This window comes from Pandoraea sp. 64-18, from assembly GCF_001899225.1.
Taxonomy (GTDB): Bacteria; Pseudomonadota; Gammaproteobacteria; order Burkholderiales; family Burkholderiaceae; genus Pandoraea; species Pandoraea cepalis.
Genome location: NZ_MKVU01000012.1, coordinates 1 through 21,756, shown reverse-complemented (window position 1 = coordinate 21,756; position 21,756 = coordinate 1). Strand labels below are relative to the sequence as shown.

Here is a 21,756-nt window from a genome sequence, read left to right as displayed (position 1 = left end):
CCCACGCAAGACGTCACCTGACCGATTACAGATATTGGCTCGCCGCCAGCACGACGCCCGAGGCCACGAGGCAGTAGATGCCGAACAGATACCAGCGGCCGTGTTCGAGCCAGCGCGACAACCAGCGCAGCGCCACCAGACCGGCAAGGAAGCTGAACACCATGCCGACGAGGCTCGGCGTGAGCACCGTCATGTAGTGACCGGAGAACGATTGCGCGCCGCCCGACTTGTACAGGCGGTAAGCTTCCTTGGCGATCACCGGCGGCGTGAGCACCACGGCCAGCGCGAAGCTGAATTCCTCGACACGAATTTTATCGAGCCCGCGCATCATCCCCGTCGAGATGGTCGATCCCGAGCGCGAGAAACCGCGGAACGGCAGGCACAAGCCCTGCACCGCGCCGATCCAGGCCGAGTCGGCACCGCGCAACGGGCGATCGCCCATCGGCGGACGCTTGCTGCCCGAAATCAGAATCAGGATGCCCGCCATCGCGAGGCCGCCGGAGATGATGTACAGATTGCCGAACAAGTGCTCGATCTCGGCGTGTTGGGAGCCACGCATCAAGACCTTCTCGATAAACAGCATCAAGGCCAGCCCGATCACGCCCGTGAAGCCCGTCGCGATGACGACTTGCTTCGCGTTATGCATGAAATCGTGCTTCGACGAGAAATAGCGCTCGCGCCACGACTTCCAGAAATAGACGATGACGGCGAGCATCGTGCCGGTGTGCAGCATGACGAGCAACAACGTCATGGCGGGCGCCGACGGGTCAAGACCCATCAGTTTCTCGGCCATGATCACGTGTGCCGAACTCGACACGGGAAGCAACTCCGCCACGCCTTGCACAATCGCGAGCACGAGCACTTGCAGATAATCCATGCGAAATCCTTGTGAAATGGGCAAGGAGCCTACGCCGGATACATGACACTTTCGTGACGGTCACATGACGGCGGCGCCGGTTCCCTGCCCACCACCGGCTGCCGCGCATGATACTCCAACAGACGTGTCACGAAGTGAGCAAGTGAGCCGTTTCCGACGGACACCTTGGGTCAATGCGGCGCGACTTGCCCACCGGAAATCCACAGCTTGGTCACAGGTGCGCCACAGCTTACCCACAGGGTTATCGACAGATTTGTCCACAGGGCGCGACGCATCGCAAAGGGGGACGCACAAAACAAAATCGGCCACGCGAAGTGGCCGATTTGTGATCGGAGGCGCCGCCCCGGAGTCCCGACGCGCCGCACAGGCGCTGGCTCACGGGAGGTGCCGCCAGTACTGCGATGGGTGACGCGAATCAGCTACCGAAGTACGTGCTGCCGGCAAGGGCAAGGTTGATGATCGACCCCGGGGTCGCGGCTACCGCTGCAGCGCCCGAGTTGGCGATCGACTTCGGATAAACCGAATCGTGTTGCTGCAGCAGACCGGCTTGCTGGGCTTGCGCCAGTTCCTGACCGACCTGAGCGCGGGTCAGCATGCTGGTTTGCGGCACCCACGAGAATTCCGTCGGGCCGTCGAAGGCATCGCTGGCAAAGGCCGAACCGGCCGACACGGCCAACATTGCGGAAACCAGGGCTGAGGTAATAAGAGCGCGCTTCATGATGTTTTCTCCTGTCTGTTTGAGTCGCGGCGATGTTCAATTCATCGTCGACAATTGCAGTCTATTGGCATCGACATGCGCAATAAAGACGATATTCGTCCATATTAAATTGCTGAATATGAAATAATCGGGTTGACTTTGGGCGATTCTGCCCATCTCGGTGCGCGCACACTTACGCGCCCAATGAAAACGGGACGCCATCAGGCGTCCCGCGTGCGTCAGCGCATCGGGTGACGTCGCGGCGACGACCGTCCCGCCGTTCTTGCCGCCCTCCGGGCCCATATCGACGATCCAGTCGGCTTCGGCAATCACATCGAGGTTGTGCTCGATGACGACGACGGTATGCCCGCCATTCACCAGCCGATGGAGCACATGGATCAGACGCGCCACGTCCGCCATGTGAAGGCCGACCGTGGGCTCGTCGAGCACATACAGCGTGTGCGGCGTCTTTTGTCCGCGGCGCGTGACGTCGTCGCGCACCTTGGTCAACTCCGTCACCAGCTTGATGCGCTGTGCCTCACCCCCCGACAACGTCGGCGACGGCTGCCCCAGCGTGAGATAGCCGAGCCCGACGTCCTGCATCAGTTGCAGCGGATGCGCAATGCTCGGCATCGACGCGAAGAACTCGACGGCTTCGTCCACTTCCATCGTCAGCACGTCGCCTATGCTCTTGCCGCGCCACGTGACGGCCAGCGTCTCGGCGTTGAACCGCTGCCCGTGACAGACGTCGCACAGCACCTTCACGTCGGCGAGGAAGCTCATGCCGATGGTGCGCACGCCCTGCCCCTCGCACGCCGGACAACGGCCTTCGCCGGTATTGAACGAGAAGCGCGACGCCGCATAACCACGGGCGCGGGCTTCGAGCGTATCGGCAAACAAGCGGCGAATCGTGTCCCAGAAGCCGATATACGTGGCCGGGCACGAGCGCGGTGTCTTGCCGATGGGCGTCTGATCGACTTCGAGCACGCGATCGATCGCCTCCCAGCCGGCCACCGACGCGCAACCGTGCCACGCGTGCACCACAGGACTGCGTGGCACCGCCGGTGCCGCCGACGTCGCACGCGGCTTACCGTCCGCCTTCACCGCGTGACGCACCGTGCCCTTGCGGGCACGTCGCTCGGCGGGTGACGACAGCACCGAACGCCCCACCGCGTCGAGCAGGTTCGTCATCAGCACGTCGCGGGCGAGCGTCGATTTTCCCGACCCCGACACGCCGGTAATGGCCGTAAGTCGCGCCAACGGCAACGACGCCGTCACGTCCTTCAGATTGTGGAGCGTGGCGCCATGCACCGTCAGCCAATTCGGCGGCACCGCCTCGACGCCGGTCGCAGGCGCAATGACTTCACGGCGTGGATGAATCGGGTGTTGCAACGGTTGCGCCAGGAACTTGCCGGTCAGCGACTCGGGGTGCGAGGCCAGATCGGCGACGCTGCCCTGCGCGACCAGCATGCCGCCACGTTTGCCCGCACCGGGACCGATGTCGATGATGTGATCCGCGCGGCGAATCGTGTCTTCGTCGTGCTCGACCACCACCAGCGTGTTGCCCTGATCGCCCAACTTGCGCAACGCGCCGAGCAGAATGCCGTTATCACGCGGGTGCAGGCCGATGGTCGGCTCGTCGAGCACGTAGCAAACACCCTGCAGATTGCTGCCGAGTTGCGCCGCCAGTCGAATGCGCTGCGACTCGCCGCCCGAGAGCGTCGGCGCCGCGCGATCGAGCGTGAGATAGCCGAGCCCGACTTCCTCGAGAAATGCCAGACGCCCCTGAATCTCACTGATCAGATCGCGCGCGATGCTCGCTTCGCGACCGTGCAATTCGAGGCCTTCGATCCACTCGCGCACATCGGTCACGGTCCACTGCGCAACGCCAGAGATGGCGTGCTCGTCGAACGTCACCGCGCGCGCGACGGTATTGAGCCGCGCCCCGTGGCAATCCGGACACGGCTGATCGCCCACGCCCTCCGGCTCCTGCTCCTCCGACGGCAACGAATGCTCGCGCCCCCGGTTGTCCTGATTGAGCACGGTGTCGTCGAACGCTTCGCGCTGCTCGCGCGTGAGCGCCAGGCCCGTGCCCACGCACGTTTGACACCAGCCATGCTTGCTGTTGAACGAAAACATGCGCGGATCGAGATCCGGATAGCTCGTGCCGCACACCGGGCAGGCGCGCTTGACCGAGAACACCTCGATCTGGCCCACGCCTTCGCCCGGTTGCTCGTTGCCCATCGCGTCGCCGAGACCGTCGAGCGGCGCGAGCAGATGCATCACGCCCTTGCCTTGCTCGAGCGCCGCCGCCAGCAGCGTGCGCAGCAAGCCTTCGGTCTCGGGCGTGACGATCACGTCGCCCACCGGCAGTTCGATGGTGTGCTCGCGGAATCGATCGAGCTTTGGCCACGGGTCGACCGGCAGGAACACCCCATCGACACGCAGATGCGAATGCCCGCGCGCCTTGGCCCACTTCGCGAGATCGGTGTAGATCCCCTTGCGGCCCACGACCAGCGGCGCGAGCAGCCCCACATGCTGGCCGCGCCGATCGCGCATCAGTTGCGCGACGATGGAATCGGGGCTTTGCGCCGTAACGGGCGAACCGTCGTGAATGCAGTGTTGAATGCCGAGCTTGACGTACAGCAGACGCAGGAAGTGCCAGACTTCGGTCGTGGTCGCCACCGTACTCTTGCGTCCGCCGCGCGAGAGGCGCTGCTCGATGGCGACCGTCGGTGGGATGCCATACACCGCATCCACTTCCGGGCGCCCCGCCGGTTGCACGATGGATCGCGCATAGGCGTTGAGCGATTCGAGATAACGGCGTTGCCCTTCGTTGAAGAGGATGTCGAAGGCCAGCGTCGACTTGCCCGACCCCGAGACACCCGTGATCACACTGAACTTGCCGCGCGGAATGGCGACGTCGAGCGCTTTCAGGTTGTGCTCGCGGGCGTTGACGATACGAATGTCATTGCCGCCGGCCGGCTTGCGCTGCGCGCGTGCCGCACGCAAGGCCGTTTGCAGCGGCATACCCGGATCAGCGACGGCATCGGCCGCCGCCGCTGACCGGCCGGGCGCCACGATATTACGTTCATAGTCGGCCAGGGCGCGCCCGGTGTGCGACCCCTCGCACGCCACCACCTGCGCGAGCGTACCCGCGCACAGCACTTCACCGCCGCCCTCGCCGCCTTCCGGCCCAAGGTCGATGATCCAGTCGGCCGCGCGCACCACATCGAGATTGTGTTCGATGACGAGCAGCGAATTGCCGCCGTCGAGCAGCTTGGCGAACGCGCGCATGAGCTTGGCGATGTCGTCGAAATGCAGCCCTGTTGTCGGTTCGTCGAAAATGAAGAGCCGACCGCGATGCGCTACCTTCTGTCCGCTCGCCGTCTTCTTCTGCGCCGCTTCCGCCAGGAAACCCGCAAGCTTCAGGCGCTGGGCTTCGCCGCCGGAGAGCGTGGGCACCGGCTGACCGAGCTTGACGTATTCGAGACCCACGTCGACGATCGGCTGCAAGACGCGCAACACTTCGCGATCCGACGAGAACAACTTCACCGCCTCGTTGACGGTCAACTCGAGCACGTCCGACACGCTCAGCTCGCGCATCGCTTCACCGGGCACGGCGCGCTGAATCTTCACGTCGAGCACTTCGGCGCGATAGCGCTTGCCATCGCAATCGGGGCAACGCAGATACACGTCGCTCAGGAACTGCATCTCCACGTGTTCGAAGCCCGAGCCGCCGCATGTCGGGCAGCGCCCGTTGCCGGAATTGAAGCTGAAGGTACTGGCGTTGTAGCCCCGTTGCAGCGCCGCTGGCACGGCTGCGAACAGTTTGCGAATCTCGTCGAACGCGCCGACATAGCTCGCCGGGTTCGAGCGTGCCGTCTTGCCGATCGGCGACTGATCGACGAACACCACGCCCGACAATTGTTCGGCGCCGATGAGTTCGTCGTGGGCCCCCGGGGCTTCGGTCGGGTCGCCGAAGTGGCGCGCGAGTGCCGGGTTGAGGACGTCCTGCACCAGCGTCGATTTGCCGGATCCGGACACGCCGGTCACGCACACGAGCCGCCCAAGCGGAATCTCGACACTGACCTGCTTGAGGTTGTGTTCGCGCACGCCGGTGAGCGTGAGGCGCGGCGTCGCGGCGTCGACCGGGCGCGCGCGCCAGTTCGACGCGTTCGCCACGTGCTTGCGTCCGCCCAGGTAGCTGCCGGTCAGCGTATCGGCATGGCGCACTTCCTCTGGCGTGCCGTCGAAGACGATCTGGCCGCCGCGCTCCCCGGGTCCCGGCCCCATGTCGATCACGCGGTCGGCGGCCAGCATCACCGCCGGATCGTGCTCGACCACCACCAGCGTATTGCCCGCGTCACGCAGGCGATGCATGGCGGCGACGATGCGGTCCATGTCGCGCGGATGCAGGCCGATACTCGGCTCGTCGAGCACAAATAGCGTATTGACGAGCGACGTGCCGAGCGCCGTCGTCAGATTGATACGCTGCACTTCGCCGCCCGAGAGCGTGCGGCTCTGACGGTCGAGCGTGAGGTAGCCGATGCCCACGTCGCACAGATACTTCAGCCGCGTGCCGACCTCTTCCTGCAACAGCTTGAGGGCGTCGTCGAGCAGGCTCGACGGCAACGTGAGCGAATCGAAGAACTGACGCACACGCGAAATCGGCATGAGCATCAGGTCGTGCATGGTGAGGCCGGGCAGCGCTTCGAGCGACTCGCGCGACCACGCCACGCCACGCGGCATGACGCGCTGGGCGGGCGGCAAAACCGCGTCGGCGTTCTCCTTCGAGCCGAGCCGCCAGAGCAAACCCTCCGTCTTCAGGCGAGCACCGCCGCAGGTCTCGCACGTGGTGTAGCTGCGGTACTTCGAGAGCAGCACGCGAATGTGCATCTTGTACGCCTTCGACTCCAGATAGCCGAAGAAGCGGCGGATGCCATACCACTGCTTGTTCCACTCGCCTTTCCAGTCGGGATCGCCTTCAATGACCCACTCGCGATGCTCGGGCGAGAGTTTCGACCAGGGCGTGTCGCGCGGAATGCTCGCCTTGCCCGCGTATTCGAGCAGGTCGTCCTGAATTTCTTTCCACGCCGGCGTCTGAATGGTCTTGATCGCGCCGCCGCGCAGCGTCTTGCGCTCGTCCGGGATCACCAGACCGAGGTCGACACCGATCACGCGGCCGAACCCGCGACAGGCTTCGCAGGCGCCATAGGCCGAGTTGAACGAGAAAAGCGCCGGTTGCGGATCGGCGTAGTGCAGGTCGCTGTCGGGGCAGTGCAGATCCTGCGAATAGCGCCAGATGTCGGGCTCACCTTCGTCGGCCAGCACGTAGACATTCACACGGCCGCGCCCGCGCTTGAGCGACGCCTCGATGGCTTCCATCGCGCGCGCCTTCTCGGTGTTCTGCAGGCGGAAGCGGTCGGCGACGACATCGAGCACCTTGCGCGCGCCGTCTGCCGATGCGACTTCGCGTTCGGCCTGCACGCGCGTGTAGCCCGATGCCGAGAGCCATTGTTCGACCTCGTCGGCCGTGACACTGCCCGGCAACTCGACGGGGAACGTAACGACCAGACGCGGATCGCCGGGCGCGGTGCGCGCCATCAGGTCAGCGTAGATCGTCTCGGGGGTGTCGTGTCGCACCGGCTGTGCCGTCTCGCGATCGAACAGCGCCGCCGCGCGGGCGAACAGCAGCTTGAGGTGGTCGTTGAGTTCGGTCATCGTGCCGACCGTCGAGCGCGAGCTGCGCACGGGGTTGGTCTGATCGATGGCGATGGCCGGCGGCACGCCTTCCACGTGATCGACCTGCGGACGATCCATGCGGTCGAGGAACTGGCGGGCGTAGGCACTGAAGGTTTCGACGTAGCGGCGCTGGCCTTCGGCAAACAGCGTGTCGAAGACCAGGCTCGACTTGCCGGAACCGGACGGGCCGGTCACGACGGTCATTTCACCGGTCTGGAGATCGACGTCGAGATTCTTGAGGTTGTGCTGGCGGGCACCACGAATACGAATGGCGTGGTTGGACGACGGGTCGGGTTTCGGGGATGAGGTATCCACTGGATCAGGGCCGCTTGGTTGACAATGAACAGCGTGACGTCTGACAGCGCGCGTGCGCGCCTCGGGGGAACTACTGTATCAGGCCGATGCGACAGTCGCTGACAGCATCCACGCGTCGCTCGGCTTGACGTGATTGTACTGTATATTTGTACAGCATTCACACCACCCCCGAAGGCACGGCAGCGCCTCGTTGCATGCCTCGCCGCGCGCTTCAATTTCACGCCTGTGTCGATGGAGTAGCATGACGACATCCGGACTCTCTTTCGCATAACATGGGTGCCCTCCTTGCGGCGCGCGGCGTGATCGTGCGTGCCACGTCTTCCGTCGCGCATGTCATGCACATCACTCGGCGCAACGCCTCGAACGCCCCGCGGCGCCCCGTTACCCGCCTTGCCGGCCTCACGTCGCTGCTGCCGCTCGTCGTGCTCGCGGCGTGCGCAGGCGCACCGCAACCGCCCACGGCGTCTCAGTCGGCGGCGGCTGGCACGGCAACGCACTACAACGTCGGCCGCTTCCCCATCGAGCATTACGATCAGAACGTCGATCACTGGATCCGGCCCGATGCGCCCGACTACGATCGGCCGCTGCTCTCCGCGCAGGAGCAAACGCGTCGGTTCGAGGCCTTCCGCGCGCGCTACTTCGGCATCTCGCCGCGCGACCCATCGCCGTGGAACGGTACGTGGCTGTCGACATCGCTGCTCAACGCCGCCGGTGCGCAGCAGATCGCGGATTCGCAAGCGCGGCGCGCCAGACGTTTCGATAACGGCGTGCCCGGCGTTGCCAAGACCTATGGCGAGAACTTCCATGCGCACACGTCGGCGTGGATCCGCGCCATCGAAACCAACATGGCGCTGGCGCAACTCGACGCCGATCAGGCCGGTGGGCAATACGATCCGCGCCGTCGCGGCATCACTGTCGATAACGCGCTGGTACGACAGCTCCCCACGCACGACCCGGCCTTCTACGATTTTCATCAGGCGGGCGAAGGCTATCCGTTCGATGCCCTGCAGGACTCCGCGCTGCGTCCCGGCACACCCGTCTACACGCTCGCCCGCAGCGCCGACGGCGCGTGGCTGCTCGTCTATTCGCCGGATCTGATCGGCTGGGTCGATGCCCGCACCGTGGCCTCGGTCGACGAGCATTTCATCGCCACGTGGCGTGACGCGGCACAGCGCCGCCTCGGCGCCATCGTGCGCGCCGACGTGGCCTTGGCCGACACGCCGCCCGGCGCGACCGCGCCCATCTACCGAACGTTTGCACCGATCGGCTCCGTGCTGCCTGTGATGCTGCGCGACGGGCAACAGGTCGCGATGTTCCCCGTGGCCGATCTTCGGCGTCAGGCACACATTCGCACGACCGCGCTCGACGCCTCGACGCTGGTGCCGATGCCATGGACAATCACGCCGCGTCATATGGCGCAGGTGATGAAGCAACTGATCGGGCGTCCGTACGGGTGGGGCAACACGCTGTTCTACAACGACTGCTCGGCAGAGACGCGCAGTCTCTTCGCCCCGTTCGGCGTGTGGCTGCCGCGCCATTCGTCGGATCAGTTACGGGCGGGCGTACGCACCGACCTGCGCGCCGCCGATATCGACACAAGGTTGCGCACGCTGGCCGAGCGCGGCCGGCCGCTGATGACGCTCATCCATATCAATGGCCACATCATGCTGTACCTAGGCAATGCGCAGCGCGACGGCGAAAGCGTGCCGATGACCTATCAGAACGTGTGGGGCTTGTCGCCGGCGGATAACAGTCGTCGCAATGTCATCGGTGGCTCGGTGATCCTGCCGTTGCTCAAAACTTACCCGGAAGATCCCGAGGCTCGCTCGCTCGCGGGCAAGTCGCTGTTTGAGATCAGCGTGATCGGCAGCGAGACCTCGGCAAACGGGGACGCCACGCGCGTACCGAGCACGGATACTCCGGAGGAGATGCCACAGTAAAACGCTCGCCGGCGCGGTGCCGCAAAGCCTATAAGACGCTTGCGCACCGCCTGCGCCGGCGGATCACTGCCGAATCAGCGCCATCGCGCAGTCGAGCACGGTGCGCTTGAGATCGGCCATGCCTTCGGGCGGCAGGAACGGTCCCATCATGTGGCGATACGACACTGTCTTGCTGATGGCCGACGTCAGCATGAAAAACATCACGTCGGCGTCCTGCCCCGGGCGCTTCTGCGCTTCGAGCCAGTCGGCCACGAGCGGCACCATCGCGTCGCGATACGGGCGCACCAGTCGCTGCATGATGATGTCGAGCCGCTCACCTTCCTCGGTCGCGGCCGTCGAGAAGAACATACCGATGTCCGGATTCTCGAAGACGACTTCCACGAACCCTCGTACCGCCTGCTCGATACGCTCGGCAGGTTCCAGCGGCGCGTGCCGCAGCGCCAGCGTCTGCTCGATCATCGAGCGCGTGAGCGTCGCGATCTGATCGACGACCGCGATCCACAGGGCCTCCTTCGAGCCGAAGTGGTGCGAGATCAGGGCGGCGTCGACCCCGGACGCCTCCGCGATCTGCCGCACGCTGCTCGCATAGAAACCGCGCTGCGCAAAGATACGCCGCGCGTTAAGCAACAACGCGTCGGCCCCATGCGAGCAGTTGCACGTGGGACGCCCACGTGTGCGTTTGCGGGGCGGTTCAGCTTGCGAGACGGCTTTGTTCGGAGTCATGGAGCAATGGGTGGGTCGAGTTCGCGACAGCAATGCGCCAAGTCTACCCGACCCTAACGCCTCTGCCTGCCCAGGCAATTGCCATTTGACACGCCGGGGCCACGCTCGCTATTATGCGCTTATTCATCACTTGTTGAATTTGGCATTTCCCCCAAATGTCTCGTGCAAACCGAATCGTGATTGTCGGTGGCGGTATCGCCGGCCTGAAGCTGGCAACGCGGCTGGGCCGCACGCTCGGGCTGGCCGGCACGACGCATGTGACGCTGGTCGACAGTCACCCCACCCATCTTTGGAAGCCGATGCTGCATACCGTGGCGGCAGGCACGCGCGATGTCACGCATACACAAGTGACGTATCTCGCCCATGCGTGCGGCAATGGCTTTACGTATCAGGCGGGGCGCATGTGCGGGCTGGATAGAACGCGCCGGGAGGTTGTGCTCGGGGAGATGGACGCGCCCGACGGCTCGCGTTTGTTGGGCGAGCGTCGTGTGCCATACGACGCGCTCGTGCTGGCGCTCGGCTCGCAGGCCGACGATGCGTGTCTGCCCGGTGTGCGCGACGTCTGCCATTTCATCGACAGTCAGCCGCAGGCCGAGGCATTTCAAGCGGCATTGCGATGTGAAGCGCTGCGCAGCGCCGTGAACGACGACGCGCTGCGTGTCGTGATCGCCGGTGGCGGCGCCACGGGCGTGGAACTCGCGGCGGAGCTGAGCCGCACGTTCGCGCTGGCGGCCGGCTATGGCGATCCGCGCATTGGCGAGCGGCTGAAGCTCACGCTCGTCGAGCGTGGTCCGCGTGTGCTCGGGGCGTTTCCGCCGGAGGTGTCCGAGTCGACGCAGGCGGGGCTCGAGCGCCTGGGCTTTCGCGTGCTGACGGACACCCGCATTGTGTGCGCCGACCGCGACGGTTTCTATCGTGACGACGGTCAGTTGATTCCCGGCGACCTGCTCGTGTGGGCGGCGGGCGTGAAAGCGCCGGACGTCTTGCAGGGCATTGGCGGGCTCTTGACCAACGATGCCAACCAGATCGTGGTGCGTCCAACGTTGCAGACGGCACAAGACGAGCGAATCTTTGCGCTGGGCGACTGTGCGTCGCTCGTGCCCGCGAAGGGCGAGTGCCCGTTGCCGCCAACGGCCCAGGTCGCCACGCAGCAGGCGGCGCATCTGGGCCGACATCTTGGCGCGTGGTTTGAGGGACGCGCGATTCCGCCGTTCGTCTATCGCGATCCTGGCGCGTCGGTCTCGCTTTCCGGCTACAACGCGTTTGGCGCCCTTGGGCGATTCGGCTTTTTCAAGGGTGGCATCGTGCGCGGACGCTTCGCGCAATGGAGCCACGCCATGTTGTATCGGCGCCATCAGCATGCGCTGCACGGGTTCGCCCGCGCGACGGTGCTGTTGGGCGCGGAAAAACTCGGCGGCCTTCGCGGGCCGCGCACCCGGCTGGCCTGACCATGCGAAGCGACCGAACTCACTGCCCCAAACGAAGCGGTACCCACCGCGATGCCTGCACATCCCCGACGTCCGCGACGTCACGGACTTCGCGCACGTCGCGCGCCGCGCCGCGCGATCAAGGCGTGTGGCAACACACCGTGGCGATGCTCGATGCCGAACCGGTCGTGTGCCGGCCCGTCATTCCCTACACGCGCCGCGCGCCCATCGTGCGTGTGCTGGAGATCTCCAGCGAACTGACGATCACCGTGTCGTGGAACGACGCCATGGGCGGCAACTACGGTGCGCAGATCTGGCGCATTCGCCGGGCGAATCATCCTGGTGTTTGCGCGTTGACGGGCGAGACGATCGACGTGGGCGACTTCGTCTATCGGCCGCTGTTCGGCGATGTGCCGCCGCTCAATGTCGACGCGATGATATTGGCCGAGCCCATTCGTGCCATGCGCGAATCCAGCAGCCGGGAACTCGAACCGGCATAACACCGCGACTGACAACCCCGTATGGATCGGCCGCCGGGGTATTTGGCGCGAAGTCCGCGCGCGCCTCAAACACGGTGCGCGCACACGCCACGAGCCCGACACTCGATCCTTGATTCGTCGCGGTCGACAATCTTCCTGTCCCGTTGAACGACGCTCCGCACTCAGCGGAGCTTCGCCGCCCGGCGAAGCGCACAACGCCGTTCGCCCCCCGTTCCGCGCGTCCTCCCCTCATTCCGCCCTTCGTCAACCGAACGCCGCTACCACCGCCGCCTTTCGGGCGACATTGACGACCGACGCGTTCTGACGTCGCGCCCGACGCATCCAGACTCGAAAATTCCCGACCAGAACAAGAAGTCTGTTTTTGACTTAACCATTAGTCTTGCTAACGTTTTTCGTTGAACCACCGCCGCACTACCGCGGTGAAGTCCAACGTCTCAATGCCCCCTCGTCACGTTCAGTGACATCCCACTCCGGCATCGCCGTTATCTCCCTACGCTGCGTAGATCGATTGCGCGTTGGCGCGAGTGGCTGCCGTTGATGACGATCCACACGTCGACCGTAATTCGCTCAATCCGCACTTTGAAATCGCCGCAAAGCCCTGATGCCGATCACCAAAACGAAAGCCGTGCTGCTGGCCTGTTCGCTGTTCGCGATGGCGGCGCAGGCGCAGCAAACGTCCGCACCCACCCCCGCCGACACGGCGGCCGCCGCCCGAACAGGCGTCGAGCAAGACCAGTTGATCCAACAACAGCGAGAGGCACAACAACGCGAGGCGGCGGTCAGCGCGCCATCGGTACGCTCAACACGTGACGATGCGCCTGCCTGGCCTGCGCTACCCAACGAGACCCCATGCTTTCGGGTCGACACATTCGTCTTTGAAATCCCGACGACATCGCAAGAGACCCTCGGGGCAACCGCTGCCGAGACGCAGTCGCTGGGCCGATTTACGTTCGCCCGGGATTGGGTCGGGCGCTATGCCGGCGCCTGCATAGGCAAGCAGGGATTGGACGCGCTTGTCAAAGGCCTGCAAAAGGTCGTCTTAAGTCGCGGCTACCTCACGACGCGCGTGCTACTGCCTGAACAGGACCTCGCGAGCGGTACGCTCCGATTCGCGTTGATCCCCGGCGTCATCCGTCAAGTGCGCTTTGCCGATCCAGCGCTGCGGGGCACGTGGAAGAGCGCCTTCCCGACGCGTGACGGCGAGTTGCTGGATCTGCGTGATCTCGAGCAGGGTCTCGAGCAGATGAAGCGCGTGTCGAATCAGGACGTCTCGATGCAAATCGTGCCGGCGGATCTGCCGGGCCAGAGCGACGTTGTGCTCGATGTAAGGCGCACCAAACCCTGGACCGTCGTGGCGTCTGTGGACAACGCCGGGTCACGCGCAACGGGTCAACTGCAAGGCAGCCTCTCGGCCGGTGTGTACAACCCGCTCGGCCTGAACGACATCTTCAATGTCGGGGTTTCACAGGATCTGCTGTTCAAAGACCACGATCTGGGCTCGCGTGGCTGGCATGGGAGCTACGCGATTCCGTGGGGCTTCTGGAGCGCAACGCTCGCGGCCTACACCAGCCGCTACTACCAGCGAATTGCGGGCGTCAACGAGACGTTCATCGCAAGCGGCAACTCGAAGACGCTCGACGCCACGCTCAGCCGCGTGCTCTCCCGCAGCCAGAACCACGTGTTTGGCACCCAGCTCCGGCTGTCGCGCCAGTTCGGTCAAAGTTTCATTGAAGACATCGAGATCACACAACAGCGACGTAACAACACGCTCGTCGAGTGGGGCCTGACGGATCGGCACTATTTCGGTGCCGCGCAACTCGATGCGGCGCTTGCGTACCGGCAAGGAATCGGCGCGCTCGGTGCGCAGGATGACCTTCTCGCGGCCTCGGGAGGCCCGACTTACCGCTATCGCATGGCCGTGCTCGACGCGAACCTCGCCGTCGGCTTTGCCGTGGCGCAGCAGCCGATTCGCTACGTGACGACCTTCCACGGCCAATACACCGGCAACACGCTTTACTACATCGACAACCTTTCCATCGGCAGCCGCTACACCGTGCGGGGCTTCGACGGCGAGACGATGCTCTCGGCCGCGCGCGGATTCTATTGGCGCAACGAGCTTCAGGTGCCGCTCGGTCAGACCGGACAGTCCGTATACGCGGGACTCGATTACGGCCGGGTCTGGGGACCGCAACCCGTCGCGCAAGACGGCACACAGCTCGTCGGCGCCGTCATCGGTCTCAAAGGGAGCGATGCCACCCGCTTTGGCGGCTACGGCTACGACGTGTTCCTGGGCACACCGATCTACAAGCCATCCGGTTTTCCCACAGCGCAAGTCACGGTCGGATTTCAACTGACCGCCCAACTTTGAGGCTTCCAGCGCATCGGGGTGGCAAGCCGATCCGCATCGCGATGACGGTATCCGCATTCCATGACCGCCTGGCGGATCCCCGCCGCGGCATTTCTCTTCAGGTCGTTCACGAAAATGAATAAGAACCTTTTCCGATTGGTGTACAGCCGGCCACGGGGCATGCTGGTGGCGGTAGCTGAAACGGTCAGCGCGGGCGCTCAGGCGGATGCCCGTCAGACACGACGCCTCGGTTCGGCCCGACAGGTTTCGCGGCGCCTCTCGTGCGTCTCGCCTTTCTCGATGCGATGCGTGGCCTTCGCCACCCTCGTGACATTGGGGGCAGTCCCCGCGCGGGTGCTGGCGCAAGTGACGGGCGCGGGTGAGCGAGCTCCTTCCGTTGTGCAGACCCCGAACGGTCTCCCGCAAATCAACATCAACACGCCCAGCGCGGCGGGCGTGTCTCAGAACACCTATTCCCAGTTCGATGTGCCGCGCGGCGGCGCGATCCTGAACAACGCGTCCGCGATGACGCAGACGCAGCAAGCCGGGATGATCAACGGCAACCCGAACCTTGGCCCGGGCCAGTCCGCGAGGATTATTCTGAATCAGGTCAACAGCACCGCGCCGAGCCAGCTGAGAGGCTTTCTAGAGGTCGCGGGCAGCCGGGCCGAAGTCATCGTGGCAAACGGGTCGGGGATCGTGGTCGATGGCGGCGGCTTCATCAACACCACGCGCGGCATTCTTACGACCGGCACACCGATCCTCGACGCCAACGGTGGGCTGCGCGGCTTTCAGGTGACGGGTGGCAGCATTGCCGTTCAGGGCGTGGGGCTGAACGCGAGCAACGTTGACCAGGTCGATCTGATCGCCCGTGCGGTGCAGGCCAATGCCGCGATCTACGGCAATGCGCTGAACGTCATCACCGGCACGAACCAGGTCGATCACGACACGCTTTCGGCGAGCGCCATCAGCAGCACTGGCGCCTCCCCGGGGGTCTCGATCGACGTCAGCGCACTCGGCGGCATGTACGCCAACCGCATCATGCTGGTGGGGACGGAGAAGGGCGTCGGTGTGTCGAACGCGGGCGAGATCGCCGCGCAAGCCGGCGACCTCACGCTTACCAGTGCGGGACAGCTTGTGCAGTCCGGCAAGCTGAACGCGAGCGGCAACGTCGGCATCGACGTGGGCAGCGTTGCCAACAGCGGCACGATCTACGCAAAACAGAGCACGAGCCTCCGCGCGTCGGACATCGTCACGAACGACGGGACGCTGGCGGCGCAACGAGATCTGTCTGTCATGGCGAGCCGCCTGACATCGACCGGTACGCTGGGCGCCGGCGTGAACGGCGACGGTTCGGTCGGCAGCGGCGGCGACCTGTCGGTAGCGGCATCGGCACAGCTCAACGTGAGCGGCCTTGGCGTGGCGGGCGGCAACGCGATGTTCACGGGCGGCGGGCTCAATCTCGCGGGCAGCGAAACGTCCACCAACGGTGACCTGACGTTGATAGCCAGCATAGGCGACCTGAACCTCGCTGGCGCGACCACGCGCGCAGCGGGGCAAGTGACGGCTCAGGTCGCGGGAGCGCTGATCAACGATTACGGCACGCTCGCGGGGGCTCAAGGCGTGACGCTCAACGCGGCCTGGCTCTCCAATGCGGCGGGCAAGATTGCGTCACAAGCCATGCTCATTGCGCGGACCTCGGGGCAATTGACGAACCTGGGCGGCGAAATCGTCTCTGCAGGCACCATGCAATTGCGTGGCGGCACCATCGCAAACGACCGCGGCACCCTGCAGAGCGGCGCTGCGCTGTCCCTTGTGGGAGATTCGCTGGACAATACGGCGGGCCGCATCACCTCCCTGAATGGCGATGGCCTGACGGTCACGGTCACGGGTGCGCTCACGAACACGATCGGCACGACCGCCACCGGTTCGCAGGGGGGCGTAATCGGCGGCAATGGTGCTGTCACGCTCATGGCGGGAAGCGTTGTGAACCAAGGCAGGGTGAGTGGGCAGACGGACCTGCAAGTCGGCACCGGGTCGCTCGATAACAGCGATGGCACGCTGCAAGCGGCGGGGAATACGACGATCGACGCCGGCACGCAACTGACCAACCACCGCGGCAATATCGTCGCCGGTCAGGCCGCGACGGTGAGTGCCGCGACACTCGACAACAGTGCTGGGACTCTGCAGGCGACACAACTGTCGCTGGGTGCCACCAATCTCGTCAATCACGCGGGCACGATCACGCAGACGGGTACCGGGTCGATGCGCGTCGCCGTCCTGGGCTTGCTTGACAATTCGGCGGGCGGCACGCTGCAGACGAATAGCGTGGATCTCACGTTGGCGCCGTCCATGCTCGATAACCACGGCGGCACGATCACGCACGCGGGCGCCGGCGCGCTCACGGTGAATGCCGGTAACGGAACCGGCACGATCTCGAATGCGGGCGGCAAGATCACCAGCAACGGGCAGGTCGTCGCGCGGGCGAGGAGCCTGGACAACGCAGCGGGTCTGATCATGGGGCAGACCGGGCTTACGGCGACGCTTGGCGGCGCGGTCGATAACGCAAACGGCAAGCTGCTGTCGAACACCGACCTGACGCTCACGAGCGACACGCTGGCGAACGATGGCGGCGAGATTGGCGCAGGCACGAACGAGACGATCCGCACCGGTTCACTGACAAACAAGGGCGGCGCCATCGTGGCGCCGAACCTGAGCTTGACGACGAACGCCACGTTGAACAACAGCGGCGGCAACGTGAAGGCGAATCAGTTGGCATTGTCCGCGACCCACCTTCTGAATCACGGGGGAACGATCACGCATTACGGTGCCTCGCCGATGACCATCGACGTCAGGCATACGCTCGACAACTCGGCGGGCGGCACGATCCAGAGTCACGCCCAGGATCTGACGCTTGCGCCTACCCTTCTCAACAACAGCGGTGGCAAGATCCTTGCGTCCGGCACGGGACGGCTGACGATCGCGCCGGGCAACGGTGCGGGGACGCTGCTGAACGCAGGCGGCGAAATCATTGCGGGTGGGCAACTGGCGCTGAACGTCGGCAGCCTGAACAACTTGGCGGGCATGCTTGCCGCACGGGGCAACGCCACGGCGAAAGTGTCGGGTGACGTGAACAACACGCAAGGGGTCGTGCGCTCGCTCGCCTCCCTGTCCGTCATCGGCGGTAGTGCCCTCGACAATACGAACGGCCGGATCCAGTCGGGAGCCGACGGCGACGACAGCACGCTCGCGGTGCAGGTCGCGTCCATCGACAACACTCGCGGTCTCATCGGCAATCTCGGCACGGGCGACGCGACGATTCAGGGCGGCACGCGGGTCGTCAACGGCGCCGGCGCGATCACGGGCAACGGTCGTGTGGCCCTCAGCGCATCGACAATCTCGAACACGTTGGGCGGACAACTGAGCGGCGCGACCGTCTCGATCGACGCCGACACGCTCGATAACACGGGCGGCGGGATCGGCAACTTGTCCGGTTCGCGCGGAGACGTGGCCATCAAGACGGCGGGTGCGCTCACGAATACCAGCGGCCAGATCGGTGCGACGAACGACCTGAACGTGACGGCGGCAACGCTTGCGGGCGGCGGCGCCTACGGTGCGGCCCACGATGTAGCGGTGAACGTCGAGGGCGACTTCGCGATGACGCCGACGTTGAAGCTGGCTGCGGGGCACGAACTTGCGATTACGCTGTCCGGCACGTTCACGAACGACACACGGGTCGAAGCGGTCGAGAACCTGAACATCACGGCGGGGGATATCGCCAACAGCGGCGCGATGATGGCTGGCGGGACACTTACGACGCACTCGAACACGCTGCAAAACACGGGCACCCTGGTGGGCGGCGACGTATCGCTCAATGCGACATCGCGACTATCGAACGTCGGTCCAACGGCGCTCATTGGCGCGACAAACAGCGAAGGGACGCTGGAACTGCTGGCGCCGATCATCGAGAACCGCGACGACACGACGGCCACCGATACGCAGGCGACCGCCGCCATTTATGGTCTTGGCCGCGTTGTCCTCGCCGGGGGCAAGGACGCGAGCGGCAACTATACCCAGGCAAAGCTGATCCGCAATCAATCGGCCCTGATCCAGTCCACACGCGAAATGGCGCTGCACGCCAATCAGGTCACGAATACGCGGCGACAGATGCAGACGTCGGGCTTCACGTCGTCGGTCTCGGCGGATCTTCTCGCCAGTCTTGGCATCAGCCTGAGCGGACGTACCGGGAAAATCAATACGCGAGATCCTAACGCTATTGGTGGTGTGTACGTCGAACCGCCGCACGGGGGTGAATGGAACAGCGACTACATCTACACGAGTTACACGGGCGCAGCCGTGGCGAATACGGTGACATCGATTAGCCCGCAAGCGCAGATCGTGTCCGGCGCGGACTTGAATGCTTCGTCGGTGGGCCTGTTCCAGAACTACTGGAGCGCGGTGTCGGCCGCAGGCGCGATCGCGGCACCGCTGACGCTCGACCAGAATAGCTGGCAAGGCCAGGTCGCTCCTGCCGTACGCGTCAGGTACTCGGGGCAGTATCACTACAACAATTACGACAATAGCAAGCACGACTGGCAATTGCCGTTCGGCGATGCTCGCTTCGTGACGATGCGTCCCGGCGGCTTCACGCAGGTGGCACCTGCAGATACTCGAACCTACGCTCTGCCCGCCTACGAATCGACCTTTGTTGCAGGCGGCACGCTGTCGGGGACGGGAGTGAGCATCGACAATACGGCTGGTAATGCAGGCGTGATGCCGCTCGGCCTTGCGGCCGGCCAGTCGGTGACTGGCGTGAACATCAGCGCGTTGGACGGCAAGGCGAGCGGTACGAGGGCGGTCACAACGTCCGTTCAGGGCAACAGGGTGCAGATCGATGCGGTCATCGCGCGGGCCACGGCGGTAGGCGTGATTGCCAACCTGACAATCCCGCAAGGGGGGTTGTTCCGGCCAGCCACCGCGCCGGACGCGACATACCTGATCGAGTCAAACCCTGCCTTTACGAACGTCAAGACGTTCCTGTCGAGTGACTACTACCTTCAGCAGATTGGGATAAATCCGCAAACGACCGCAAAGCGTCTGGGAGATGGCATGTACGAGCAGCAGCTTGTGCGAAACCAGATCACGGCGCTCACCGGCAAGGCAGTGCTCGGTCCCTACGGCGATACACAGGCGATGTATGAAGCGATGATGAACTCGGGCGCAGCCCTTGCGAAGTCGCTGAACCTGTCGTTAGGCATGAGCCTGTCTGCCGAGCAAGTCGCGGCACTCACCCGTCATGTAGTCATCATGCAAACGCAAATCGTCGATGGACAAGCCGTGCTGGTGCCGGTGGTCTATCTTGCGCAGACGGAACAGCAACAGATGAGCGGACCGCTGATCGCGGCGAACGACATCGACCTGAAGCAGGCGCAGACGTTCACCAACAGCGGTACGGTGCAGGCGACCCGCGCGCTCACCATCGATGCTACGTCCATCGACAATGCATTTGGTGGGTTGCGAAGCGACGGAGTGATGTCGCTGACGACAAAGGGCGATGTCGACTTGAGTTCGGCCACAGTGAACACCGGAAGTCTGACACTCAGCGCCGGGGGCGACCTGCTGCTGAGCACGATCACGAGCCAGGTCAGTCAGGTGAGCACCACGGGTGCCACGCGCGTCTCGACGACGCTCGGTCCCATCGCAAGTGTGACGGTAAGGGGCGATGCCGCGATCGTGACAGGTGGCAATGTCGAGCAGAACGCAGGCACGCTGAACGTGGGCGGAAACCTCGGCATGGCCATTGGCGGCAACTGGGAACTTGGCACGGTACAGACCGGCGAGCGGAAGGTCGTCGAGCGTGCGAACGGTGTATCGGATACCAACTTCAACGCGGCGACGGGGAGCGCAGTCACGGTGGGAGGCGTATCGCAGATAGGCGTGGGAGGTAATCTGACGGCCACGGGAGCGGCCCTCAACCTGAACGGAGGTGGCGCGCTGGCGGCGAAGGGCGATGTGACGTTGCGAGCGGCAGTGACGACCTCAACGTTACAAAGCAACAGCGCGGATAGCGACAGTAGCGGCAGTTACTCAGAATCGAAGCGGCAATCTGACGACGCGGTGATCGGCACAACCTTGCAAAGCGGCGACAGTCTCACGATTGCCTCAGGCAAGAATATCAACCTGGCGGGCAGCGGCATAACACTCGCCCAGGGCGCGGCAACGCTGGCGGCAGCCGGTGACATCAACATCGGTGAAATCACCGAGACGCACGAATTTCAAAGCCGGCACGACGGTAGTCGCAGTGGAGTGGTGAGCGGAAAAAGCACAACGAGTACGCTGGACATGAAAGCCACCCAAGCCAACGGCAGCCTGATTTCGGCGGACACCGTGGCGATCGCTGCGGGCAACGATTTGAGCGTTCGGGGGAGCACGATTGTCGGAAACAAGGATGTCGTCCTACAGGCGGGTCACGATTTACGGATCGATTCGACGCAGAGCGTTAGCGAGACCCGTTCATTCCACGAGGAGACGAGCACGGGTCTGGGTTCGTCAGGTGGTGTAGGGATTTCGTACGGCACTAATGAGCAGAAGGACTGGGCCAACGACAGCAGCGTGACCCAAACGGGTAGCCTTATCGGCAGCGTTAGCGGTAACGTCAGTATGGCGGCCGGCAATGACTTGCTGGTTCGTGGCAGCGAAATCGTCGCGGGTGGGAACATAACGGGCATCGGGCAAAACGTCACCGTCGAATCCGCGCTCAATCGTGAGCATCACGACGAAACGCACGAGATGAAGAGCTCTGGCTTCACGTTGGCGGTTAAGTCGCCGGTGATCGACGCGATACAGAACGTTGCTGGGCAGGTGCGCGCGGCGGCGGATTCCGGCGGCGATACGCGTGTTTCGGCGTTGCGCGGTTACGCTGCGGCCAGTGGCGCCGTCGGCGCGCTTGGCGAAGGGAAGGGAGCGCTCGATGCGCTCGCCAGCGGTGCCAAACCGGAAGCCAAGATCGAGTTGAGCTGGGGGACGTCGAGCAGCAAGTCGACCTCGTCGTCCGACAGCGCGCAGAATATTTCGAGCAACATCAAGGCGGGAGGCACGGCGGCGTTCATTGCGACCGGGGATGCGGCGTCGGGGAAAGGCAACGTCAACATCATCGGCTCGAACATCGATGCGAAGGACGTTCTC

Annotated in this window: 9 protein-coding genes and 1 pseudogene; 6 read left to right on the top strand and 4 right to left on the bottom strand. The window is 64.4% G+C overall.

The window, feature by feature from the left end; all coding sequences use genetic code 11:
* Positions 1–25 precede the first annotated feature (25 nt).
* From BGP02_RS08625 to uvrA, 3 genes are all read right to left on the bottom strand, one after another.
* Positions 26–877 (bottom strand): undecaprenyl-diphosphate phosphatase, encoded by an 852-nt coding sequence (locus tag BGP02_RS08625; protein WP_017233712.1) that lies wholly within the window; start codon positions 875–877, stop codon positions 26–28.
* Between the two features lie 415 nt (positions 878–1,292).
* Positions 1,293–1,595, bottom strand: a complete 303-nt coding sequence (locus BGP02_RS08620) for a DUF4148 domain-containing protein (RefSeq protein ID WP_017233713.1) — start codon at positions 1,593–1,595, stop codon at positions 1,293–1,295.
* 36 nt (positions 1,596–1,631) lie between these two features.
* The gene (gene uvrA / locus BGP02_RS08615; protein WP_286798374.1) at positions 1,632–7,634 is read right to left on the bottom strand and encodes an excinuclease ABC subunit UvrA; all 6,003 of its coding nucleotides are present in this window, start codon (positions 7,632–7,634) and stop codon (positions 1,632–1,634) included.
* Positions 7,635–7,906: 272 nt separating this feature from the next.
* Here uvrA and BGP02_RS08610 point away from each other — a divergent pair, with 272 nt between their 5' ends.
* The gene (locus tag BGP02_RS08610; protein WP_286798373.1) at positions 7,907–9,574 is read left to right on the top strand and encodes a C40 family peptidase; all 1,668 of its coding nucleotides are present in this window, start codon (positions 7,907–7,909) and stop codon (positions 9,572–9,574) included.
* A 63-nt stretch (positions 9,575–9,637) separates the two neighbouring features.
* Here the strand turns inward: BGP02_RS08610 and BGP02_RS08605 are convergent, their stop codons facing one another.
* Complete coding sequence (locus BGP02_RS08605; RefSeq protein ID WP_017233716.1) at positions 9,638–10,297, bottom strand: TetR/AcrR family transcriptional regulator; 660 nt, start codon at positions 10,295–10,297, stop codon at positions 9,638–9,640.
* Between the two features lie 155 nt (positions 10,298–10,452).
* Between BGP02_RS08605 and BGP02_RS08600 the strand changes: the two genes are divergently transcribed.
* The 5 genes and pseudogenes from BGP02_RS08600 to BGP02_RS08585 form a co-directional block, all read left to right on the top strand.
* The gene (locus BGP02_RS08600; RefSeq protein WP_268567116.1) at positions 10,453–11,745 is read left to right on the top strand and encodes an NAD(P)/FAD-dependent oxidoreductase; all 1,293 of its coding nucleotides are present in this window, start codon (positions 10,453–10,455) and stop codon (positions 11,743–11,745) included.
* 125 nt (positions 11,746–11,870) lie between these two features.
* Entirely contained in the window at positions 11,871–12,224 is a 354-nt protein-coding gene (locus tag BGP02_RS08595; RefSeq protein ID WP_174974907.1) for a DUF3331 domain-containing protein, read from the top strand.
* Between the two features lie 601 nt (positions 12,225–12,825).
* Positions 12,826–14,592 (top strand): ShlB/FhaC/HecB family hemolysin secretion/activation protein, encoded by a 1,767-nt coding sequence (locus BGP02_RS08590; protein ID WP_502688473.1) that lies wholly within the window; start codon positions 12,826–12,828, stop codon positions 14,590–14,592.
* Positions 14,593–14,652: 60 nt separating this feature from the next.
* Positions 14,653–14,814: pseudogene (locus BGP02_RS22345) on the top strand (ESPR-type extended signal peptide-containing protein); the annotation flags it as partial.
* Between the two features lie 66 nt (positions 14,815–14,880).
* Positions 14,881–21,756: two-partner secretion domain-containing protein (locus tag BGP02_RS08585; protein ID WP_286798372.1), on the top strand; the 6,876-nt coding region annotated here is incomplete at its 3' end.